This window comes from Salinisphaera sp., assembly GCF_035690525.1.
In the GTDB taxonomy this organism is placed as follows: Bacteria; Pseudomonadota; Gammaproteobacteria; order Nevskiales; family Salinisphaeraceae; genus Salinisphaera.
Map to the genome: position 1 here is coordinate 1 of NZ_DASSKM010000040.1, position 6855 is coordinate 6855.

At 67.8% G+C, this 6855-nt stretch carries 7 protein-coding genes and 1 pseudogene; 4 read left to right on the top strand and 4 right to left on the bottom strand.

The window, feature by feature from the left end:
• The first annotated feature begins 212 nt into the window (after window positions 1-212).
• Window positions 213-956, top strand: coding sequence for a 1-(5-phosphoribosyl)-5-[(5-phosphoribosylamino)methylideneamino]imidazole-4-carboxamide isomerase (gene hisA, locus VFJ08_RS02940; protein ID WP_324994992.1), 744 nt, complete (start codon window positions 213-215; stop codon window positions 954-956).
• Window positions 957-1742, top strand: coding sequence for an imidazole glycerol phosphate synthase subunit HisF (hisF, locus tag VFJ08_RS02945; RefSeq protein ID WP_324994994.1), 786 nt, complete (start codon window positions 957-959; stop codon window positions 1740-1742).
• 53 nt (window positions 1743-1795) lie between these two features.
• On the opposite strand, the gene VFJ08_RS02950 is transcribed toward hisF, so the two are convergent.
• From VFJ08_RS02950 to def, 4 genes are all read right to left on the bottom strand, one after another.
• The gene (locus VFJ08_RS02950; protein WP_324994996.1) at window positions 1796-2362 is read right to left on the bottom strand and encodes a type 1 glutamine amidotransferase domain-containing protein; all 567 of its coding nucleotides are present in this window, start codon (window positions 2360-2362) and stop codon (window positions 1796-1798) included.
• A gap of 97 nt (window positions 2363-2459) precedes the next feature.
• Window positions 2460-3782, bottom strand: coding sequence for a 16S rRNA (cytosine(967)-C(5))-methyltransferase RsmB (rsmB, locus tag VFJ08_RS02955; protein WP_324994998.1), 1323 nt, complete (start codon window positions 3780-3782; stop codon window positions 2460-2462).
• Entirely contained in the window at window positions 3775-4701 is a 927-nt protein-coding gene (gene fmt / locus VFJ08_RS02960; protein WP_324995006.1) for a methionyl-tRNA formyltransferase, read from the bottom strand. Before fmt ends, rsmB begins: the two co-directional genes overlap by 8 nt.
• Before the next feature lie 4 nt (window positions 4702-4705).
• Window positions 4706-5224 carry a peptide deformylase gene (def, locus tag VFJ08_RS02965; RefSeq protein WP_324995000.1) on the bottom strand — a complete coding sequence of 173 codons (519 nt, stop codon included), beginning with the start codon at window positions 5222-5224 and terminating at the stop codon, window positions 4706-4708.
• A gap of 79 nt (window positions 5225-5303) precedes the next feature.
• On the opposite strand from def, the gene VFJ08_RS02970 reads away from it, so the two are divergent.
• Window positions 5304-6515, top strand: coding sequence for a LysM domain-containing protein (locus tag VFJ08_RS02970; RefSeq protein ID WP_324995002.1), 1212 nt, complete (start codon window positions 5304-5306; stop codon window positions 6513-6515).
• Window positions 6512-6855, top strand: a pseudogene (locus tag VFJ08_RS02975) (DNA-protecting protein DprA); the annotation flags it as partial. The gene VFJ08_RS02970 and the pseudogene VFJ08_RS02975, both read left to right, overlap by 4 nt.

The following is a 6855-nucleotide window of genomic DNA, read 5'->3' on the forward strand; positions in this document are numbered from 1 at the left end:
AGTCATTCTGCGGTCAAGCTCTGCAACGCCGGATGGCGCGATTTGGGGCCGCAACCCGAAGGGCCGGCGGCTATTTTTCCGCAATCCAGCGTTGCAGCTCGCTTATGTAGCACGGCTACACTACACTCGCTGCGCCTTGTCTTGCGAAAAAATAGCCGTCGGCGCGGTGCCGTGTGAAGCAGTAACAGGTCCTGGAGCGAGGAGAAAACGGCGTGCTACTCATCCCTGCCATCGACATCAAGAACGGTCAATGCGTACGCCTGCGCCAGGGCGACATGCACGACGTCACGGTGTTCGACGACAACCCCGTGGCCGTGGCCCAGCGCTGGATCGACCAAGGGGCCGACCGCATTCACGTGGTCGATCTCGACGGCGCCAAAGCGGGTTATCCGGTTAACGACCGCATCATCGGCGACATCGTCGACGCCGCGGGCCCCGTTCCGGTCCAGGTCGGCGGCGGCATTCGCGACGAGCCCGGAATCGAGACTTATCTCGAGCGCGGCGTGGAATTCGTGATCCTAGGCACCCGGGCCGTCTCCGAGCCGCATTTCGTGGCCGATGTCGGAATCGAATTCCCGGGCCACATCATCGTCGGGCTCGACGCGCGCGACGGCATGGTGGCGACCGACGGCTGGTCCAAGCTGTCCAACCATACGGTGGCCGATCTGGCCCGGCAGTTCGAGGAAGACGGCGTGGTCGCCATCATTCATACCGACATCAGCCGCGACGGCATGATGTCGGGCCTGAACATCGAGGCCACGCGCGCGCTGGCCGGGCAACTCACCATTCCGGTGATCGCCTCGGGCGGCGTGACCGACATGGCCGATATCGACGCCGTACTGGCCGCCGAGGCCGACGGCGTGGCCGGCGCGGTGATCGGCCGGGCGATCTACGAAGGCACGCTCGATCTGGCGGCGGCCCGCAAGCGCGTCGACGAACGCGGCAAAGGAGGCTGAGTGTCCCTCGCGAAACGCATCATCCCCTGCCTGGACATCGACAAGGGCCGCGTGGTCAAGGGCGTGAAGTTTCTCGATATCGCCGATGCCGGCGACCCGGTCGAGATCGCCCGCCGCTACGATCAGCAGGGCGCCGACGAACTGGTGTTTCTCGACATCACGGCCTCCAACGAAGACCGTAGCACGCTCATGAACGTGGTCGAACAAGTGGCCGGCGAGGTCTTCATCCCGCTGACCGTGGGCGGCGGCGTGCGCACCCTGTCCGATATACGGCGTCTGCTATCGGCCGGCGCGGACAAGGTCTCGATCAATACCGCCGCCATCGGCAACCCCGAATTCGTGGCCGAGGCCGCTTACCGCTACGGCAGCCAGTGCATCGTCGTCGCGTTGGACGTTAAGAACACCGCCCGGGAAGGAGAACCCCGCTACGAGATATTTACCCACGGCGGGCGCAAATCGACCGGCATCGAGGCCATCGGCTGGGCCCGCAAGCTGGTGTCGCTGGGCGCCGGCGAAGTGCTGTTGACCAGCATGGATCGCGACGGCACCAAATCCGGCTTCGATATTCGGTTGACGCGCGCCGTATCCGACGCGGTCTCGGTGGCGGTGATCGCTTCGGGCGGCGTCGGCAGTCTCGAAGATCTCTACGACGGCCTCACGGAAGGCCACGCCGATGCCGTGCTGGCGGCCTCGATCTTCCATTTCGGCACATACACCATTCAACAGGCCAAGAACTATCTGGCCGAACGCGGCGTGCCGATGCGCGGCGCCGCTTATCATCGATAAGTCCCTGTTGCCGTATGCAACGGCAACAGGGCCGTGGATCGATAGCCTAGAGATCAGGTGGTCTGTTCCTCGTGCTTGCCTTCGGCGAACTCCTCGATCGCCTTGCTGCAGAAGGCGTCCAGATCGTCCGGTGAGCGGCTGGTCACTAAGCCTTCATCGCAAACCATTTCCCGATCGACCCAATTCGCGCCGGCGTTCTGCAAATCGGTCTTGATCGACGGGAACGAGGTCAGCGTGCGCCCGTCGACCACACCGGCCTCGATCAGGGTGATCGGCGCGTGGCAGATCGCGGCCACCGGTTTGTGCTGTTTGAAGAAGTCGCGCACGAAAGAAACCGCGGTTTCATTGACCCGCAAACCGTCCGGGTTGATGGTGCCGCCCGGCAGGATCAAGCCGTCGTAGTCGGATGCCGCGACTTCGTCGACCGTCTTGTCGACCTTGAAGGTATCGGCCTTGTTGATGTCGCCGTCCATGCCCTGAACCTCGCCCGAGTGGAGCGAAATCAGCTGCACTTCGGCGCCGGCGTCGGAAATATCCTGCCACGGTCGGGTCAGTTCGATCTGCTCGAAACCGTCCGCGACCAAAAACGCGATCTTCTTGCCTTTGAGTTGGCCTGCCATGATTTTGCTCCGTTTAGCATGCAATGCGTGACGGCCAAACCTTGGCGACCGGCGCCCCTCTTTCCAATTGGTAGAGTTACTTAAGTCTGTACGCCAATCATAGGGACTGTTGCCGCTCGAGCACCGCGTAATAGAAACCGTCGAAACCATGATCGCCGGGCGCGATACGGCGCCCGACCGGTTCGGCGCGGCCCCAGCCGGGCTCGATCGGCGCCTCGCGCGCATCGGGCGTTGCCGCGAGAAAATCGCCGAGGACGCCGGCGCCCTCGACCCGCAGAATGGAGCAGGTCGCATAAACCAGGCGGCCGCCCGGCGCGAGCAGCGGCCAGAGCGCGTCCAGCAGCGCGCGCTGACGGGCCGTTGCAGCGGCGATATCCGTTTCGCGGCGCAGCCACTTGATATCCGGGTGGCGGCGGATCACGCCGGTGCCGCTGCACGGCGCATCCAGCAGAATACGGTCGAAGGCGCGGCCGTCCCACCATGCGGACGGCTCGCCGGCGTCGCCGACACGCGCCGCGGCGGCCAGGCCAAGACGCGCGAACGTCGCCTTCAGCGTGGCCAACCGGTCGGCATCGATATCCAGCGCGGTCAGCTCGATATCGGCCCGCTCGGCCAGATGGGCGCTTTTGTTGCCGGGTGCGGCGCAGGCATCGAGCACGCGCTGGCCGTCCCGCGGGGCGACGAGTTCGGCCGCGAGCTGTGCCGCCCCGTCCTGAACCGAGACCGCGCCCTCGGCGAAGCCCGGCAAACGCTCGGCGGCGATCGGTTCGGCCAGCGTCAGGCCGTCGGGCGCGTGCTCGATCGGTTCGGCGTCAAGCCCTTGCCGCCGCCAGCGCTCATGCAGCGCCTCGCGGCTGCCCCGGCGCCGGTTGACGCGCGTGTGCATCGGCGCCCGGGCGTTGCCGGCGGCCAGCACTTGTGTGGCGGCCTCGCCCCAGTCGGCCGCGATCATGGCGGCCAGCCAGTCCGGATAGCTGTAGCGCAGCGCGGCGCTGGCATCGATACCGGCATCGATACCGCCATCGTCGGGCGCCGTCGGTTGCCGCTGATGGCCGCGCAGCACCGCGTTGACCAGGCCGCGCGCCTTGAACAGCTTGAGCTTCCCGGCCGCCGCCACGGTCGCATGCACGGCCGCGTGCGGCGGTACGCGGGTATATTCGAGCTGATAGAGCCCGACCCGTAGCAACGCGTCGAGCAGCGGCTGGGGACGCTTGTTCAGGCGCGGAGCAAGCAGCGCGCCCAATCGGCGGTACTCGCGCAGCGTGCCATAAGCTAGCAGCCGCGCCAGCGCGCGATCGGCGCCGGCCAATTCGCGCGGCCAGGCGGCGATAGCGGCGTCCAGGCTGCGGCCGGCGTCGATCACGGCCGCGACCGCGCGCGCGGCGTGCGCCCGCGCCGCCGTACCCGTCGATTCAGCCAAAGCGCACGCCTACCCAGGCGCGCCCGTTGGCCGCGTCGGCCGCGCTCATGCGCCGTTTGCCGGGCAACTGCAGTTCGGTGACGCGCAGCACCCCGGCGCCGGCGGCGATATCGATGCCGTCGCGGGATGCCGCGATCACCGTGCCCGGTTCGGCGTCGGCCGCGGCGTTTCGCGCGACGGCCCGCCAGAATCGCACCCGCTCGCCGTCGAGCTCGGCGTGGGCCACCGGCCACGGCGAAAACGCGCGCACGAGCCGCGCGATGCGATCCGCCGGCCGCGACCAGTCGATCGCGGCCTCGGCCTTGTCGAGCATCGCCGCATAGGTCGCCCCGGCGTCGTCCTGGGGCGTGTGGGCGAGGCCGCCCGGCAGCGCGTCGAGCACATCGGCCAGCGCAGCGCCGCCGGCCGCGGCCAATGCGTCATGCAGCGCCCCGGCCGTGGTCGTCTCGTCGATCGGCATACGGCGCACGGCGAGCATGTCGCCGGTATCCAGGCCGGCGTCCATCTGCATGAGGGTCACGCCGGTCTCGGCATCGCCGGCCTCGATCGCCCGCGCGATCGGCGCCGCGCCGCGCCAGCGCGGCAACAGCGAGGCATGCACGTTGATACAGCCGTGCGTCGGCAGATCGAGCACCGTCTGCGGCAGAATCAGGCCGTAGGCCACAACCACCATCACGTCGGGCGCGAGCGCCGCGAGCTGCGCGATCGCTTGCTGGTTTCGCTTGAGCTTCTCCGGCTGAAACACCGGCAACCCGAGATCGAGTGCGGCCGCCTTGACCGGCGACGGCTTGAGTTTGCGCCCGCGCCCGGCCGGCCGATCCGGCTGGGTCAACACGCCGACCAGATCGTGTCCGCCGGCCGCGATCGCGTTCAAGCTCGGCAGCGCGAACTCGGGGGTGCCGGCAAATACCACGCGCATGACGTTATTTCGCATCCGCGCCGTCGGCCTGGCGAGCCGCCTTGACCAGCTTGCGCCGGATCCGTTCGCGCTTGAGCCGCGAGAGCTTGTCGACGTACAGGCCGCCGTCGAGATGGGCCAGTTCGTGCTGCACGCACTGGGCCAGCAGGCCCTCGGCGTCCATCTCGTATTCATGGCCGTCGCGATCGGCGGCGGCAAAGCGCAGACGCGTGGCCCGGGTCACGCGGTCGTAGTGGTCCGGCACCGACAGGCAGCCCTCGTCGACGATCTCCTCGTCCTCGGACCTCAGGATGCGCGGATTGCACATGACGATGCGTTCGGTCTTGTCCTCGGAGCAATCCATGACCGCAACCCGGCGCGTATCGCCAACCTGGGTGGCCGCCAGACCGACGCCCGGCGCGTCGTACATAGTCTCGAACATATCGTCGATGAAACGCGACAGCGCGTCGTCGAAGACCGTGATCGGCTCGGTGACCTTGCGCAGCCGCGGGTCGGGGAAATGCAAAATTTCGAGAATGGCCATATTCTGTCGGCAGTTGACATCGATTGTCGACGCGGGGCGGGGTGCGCCGCCGGCGATCGAATTGCGGGAGTATAACGGTTTGAGGCATATCCGAATTGGGGGACGGCGTCTGCTCGGGCCTGGCCTGATACTTGGCCTGGGACTTGGGCTGGCGCTAGCGCTGACACTGGCGGGCTGCGCCCACGCGCCGGGCGGCGAGCCGGGCACGGCAACCGCGGCGCGCGGCGCGCCGGCCGATGTGGGCGCGACCACGCCGCTGGCCGTGCCGCCCGCGCTCAAGCCCATGCCCATGCCCAGGCGCCTGGCCACGTCCGTTCTGGCCGGTCACATGCGCGACGACGCCCCGCTGCGTTACGTGGTCAAACGCGGCGACACGCTCTGGGACATCGCCGGCAAATATCTCGACGACCCGTGGTATTGGCCCCAGCTCTGGGACGCCAACCCCGATATCGCCAACCCGCATCTGATCTATCCCGGCGACGTGCTGGTTCTTACCCGCGGCATGGACGGCCGGCCACACCTGACGCGCGATCGCACGGTTCATCTGGAGCCGCGGGTGCGCGAACAGCCGCTGCCCCAAACCATCCCGGTCGTCCCCTATTCCGCGATTCGCAATTTCCTGGAAAGCCCGCGGCCGGTCGACGAGGCCACGCTGGCCGACGCGCCCTACGTGGTTTCGTTCGAGGATCAGCACCTGGTCGCCGGCAACGGCTCGACCGTCTACGTGCGCGGCGCTTCCCCCGCCGGGCCCGATCACTACGAACTGGTCCATCCCGCCGGCCCGTATCGGGACGCGCGGAGCAACGAAATTATCGGGCGCAAGGCGCTGCCGGTCGGCCGCGTGACCATCCACACCTTCGGCGACTCGGCCGACTCGATCGCCACCGCCACCATCGACAAGAGCTATCGCGAGGCGCACCGCGGCGATCGGCTGTTGCCGGTGACCGACGAGAATCTGCTGCGCGATTTTTATCCGCATACGCCGGACCAGCCGATCAGCGCGCACATCATCTCGGTCTACGGCGGCGTGCGCGAGATCGGCCAGTACGACGTGGTCACGCTCGATCGCGGCCGTAACGCCGGAGTGCGCCGCGGTGACGTGCTCAAGATCTACGAGTCCGGACGCACCGTGCCCGATCCGGTGGCCGGCGGCGAAGTGGAACTGCCCGAGGTCGAAGCCGGATATCTGATGGTGTTCAAGGTCGATGATCAGGTCAGTTTCGGGCTGATCATGCACGCCACGCAGGCCATCCACGTCGGCGACGTGGTGCATACGCCCGACCCGGCATGACCGAACGCGCGGCCTGGCTGCGTCTGGCGACCACATCCGGCATCGGCGCCGTGCTCGCCGGCCGTCTGATCGCACGCTTCGGCAGCGCCTCGGCCGCCCTGGCCGCCGGCGATTCCGGCTGGCGCGAAGCCGGACTGCCCGCCTCGGCGCGCCGGGCGCTGGCGGCGGCGCCCGGCGACGCTCAAAACACCGCCGAAGCATGGCTGGCCGAAGAACATCATCATTTCATCAGCCTCGGCGATGCCGCCTATCCGGCCGCGCTGGCCGAACTCGACCCGCCGCCGCCCTGGCTGTACGCGCTGGGCGACACCGATCTGCTCGACTACCCGGCCATCGCCGT